The sequence below is a fragment of the Pseudoalteromonas sp. 20-92 genome, from assembly GCF_030847595.1.
GTDB lineage: Bacteria > Pseudomonadota > Gammaproteobacteria > Enterobacterales > Alteromonadaceae > Pseudoalteromonas > Pseudoalteromonas fuliginea.
The window spans coordinates 1-2,439 of the sequence record NZ_JANJGQ010000051.1 but is presented as its reverse complement, the minus strand read 5'-3'; the positions used below and the strand labels follow the sequence as shown (position 1 = coordinate 2,439).

Annotated in this window: 2 protein-coding genes; both read left to right on the top strand. The window is 31.7% G+C overall.

Annotation, left to right across the window (positions count from 1 at the left end; translation table 11 throughout):
- Positions 1-1,275: 1,275 nt before the first annotated feature.
- The gene (locus tag NRL14_RS20635; RefSeq protein WP_096794050.1) at positions 1,276-1,470 is read left to right on the top strand and encodes a hypothetical protein; all 195 of its coding nucleotides are present in this window, start codon (positions 1,276-1,278) and stop codon (positions 1,468-1,470) included.
- Between the two features lie 165 nt (positions 1,471-1,635).
- Positions 1,636-1,980 (top strand): hypothetical protein, encoded by a 345-nt coding sequence (locus NRL14_RS20630; RefSeq protein WP_306725502.1) that lies wholly within the window; start codon positions 1,636-1,638, stop codon positions 1,978-1,980.
- The last annotated feature ends 459 nt before the right edge of the window (positions 1,981-2,439 follow it).

Genomic DNA, 2,439 nt, shown 5'->3' with positions numbered 1-2,439 from the left:
AGACATGGGGATGCTCCTTAAAAAAGGAGTATAAGATCATACTTTTAAGTCAAGGTAAAGTTCGTGATCTTGCCCTGAAATTAGTACGACTTAAATTTGATTGGTTTTTCCAAAGAAAACTCCTTTGTATCTTTATATGTAATAACTTAATTGGCTGTGACTTTGTGCGTTTTCTATAGAACACATACTTGTTATTTAAAACACAAAAGTTGACTGAACAGATTGGTGCTTAATTTAATTTTGCTGTTTATTTCTGGATAAAATCAATTTTATTTAATATCTTTAACTTTTGAGTTACTCGCTAATCTAATTTCTTTTAATTGCAAAAAGTTAAGGTTTTAATATTAGACTAAAGCCCGAAAAATTCTATTCAAACTTAACGCAGTATTTTTTGCATTTAATTTGAGGTTTTAATGCTAGAAAATGTGGCATTACTTAGGATGTAAGTTTACTGCGTTTTGGTAACTGCGAATTCAAGTCTATAATGTACAACTAGCTAAATTAAGTCACACACTCTAAGTGTATTTCAGATAACTTCAGTTGTTTGTAATAAAGTTATTTCCCTAGACTCTAGTTCTGTCACGTTGCTCTTGCATAATCTATTTGTCCATTACTGTGCTTAATTTTATACCTCTGCTAATGTACTGCCGGAGCAACCCATTAAGCTTTAGACTCAAACTTTGTTCTCATGATGATAAAGGTTGTCGAAGTAAATATTTGCTTTGAGAATGCGCAACCGCGTACAGATAATATTATTACGGCGGGCCTCAATATTTATAGTGCTTTGAATGACTTTCAAGCACTTTCTAACTTCTCTATGACTGAAACCCTAGCGTAAGTAGGGAACTATTCGGTATCCCTCAAAAAACTGCTTGTAACGCATGATAATTCTTATTTTTTCTTGGCAAGTATCATCAACGATTAGTTTTTTTTCAGCGTTTAAGCATGAGTAGTAAGGTTATTAGAGTAATTCGGAAGCTATATAAATTTAAAGGGATATGCCCAAAGTATGGCGGTACTTTGGGCTACACGTGCGAGAAATGCAAATGCAATAAGGAAACTAAATACTATCGCTCATTTAAAAATAAAACAAGTTTTATCTTATGCCAACCTTTTCACTTGCTAATGTTTATAATTTAATTAATTTCAACAGCTTAAGTCTAATTGTTATGCTGTTAAATAATAATTAATAATTACATTTTTTTATATTTTTAGGATAAATTAATTCGTGTTCACGAAAAACGATAACAAATACTAATAATAGGATTAATATTTATGAAAATTGTATTAAAGAAAAAAAACTTAAAAGTACTAAAATCAAAAGAGTTGAATGCAGGAAATCTTATAGCATTAGATCAAACTAAGATGATAAACGGTGCAACAGGGATAACGATTGTAAGACCGACTATGACTGATTCTCCTGTTGATATGTTATCTTCTGTTTCTCGTTTATCTGATTTAATAAAGTAAGGGGGGGGTTTGTTAATAGTCAATCTATATACTGCAATTTCATTTTCCGCTATTTTTAATATAAATACTCCCGAGCTTCAGGAGTATTTATATTCCAGAGAGTCAGGGAATATTAGTGAAGTTTATGTCAAAAACGGGGATCTCGTTAATAAAAAGGACCTATTAATGGCGTATGATAATTATGAGTCAAAAAAGTATGTTTACTCTACCTTAAAGGGCAATGTCATATATGGGTCAAGGTTAGAAAAAGGTGATTTTTTTTATAAGGGGGAGCTACTTTTTAAAATTAAAAACGAAGAATTTTACGGTGTACTTTCCCTTAGTGATAAAGACTTAGATAGCATTACCTCTATAAAGCGAGGGAGCTATTTATGTTCAGACGCATATGACTTTCGTTTTAAGGTGGTAAAGGTAGAAAATTTATCTGTTTTAGTCTCAATTAAGTTTTTAGATGAGAATTCAGACATGAAAAATAAGGGGGTTAATGAAGCTTTTTACAGCTGCAATTAGTTTTGCAGATACTATTTGGTTTTCAAGAGAGTAAGCGTTCACCGTAACCATTTAAGCTTATTTAGGTCGACTAGTCTGGACTTTTTAGTTAAGAAGTTCCCTCTCCACTGATAAACTTTTATTTGCTAAATGTACTTGTTCTAATTAGTTTTACTTTGTATAAGTGGCTGAATATTTTAATAAAATCTGGTTGGCTTATTTACTAAACTCTCAAAGTTATACTTCAAACTATCTAAAAAGCATTTTATAGTAGTATATATTTACATACCCACGTCACCCTTTCTTAAGGTGTATTTAACAACAACTTGTGGGATTGCTGGCTTATGCTGTGAACTACTCACCCAACCTATGACCACAGAAAGTTATAGCCTTTGTTAATATCCGGTAATCCCCCCATTTTTAATGGAGGCTATCTGTAGAATTTCCGTTGTTTAACTTTTCCAGTTTTTGTATGGGTGT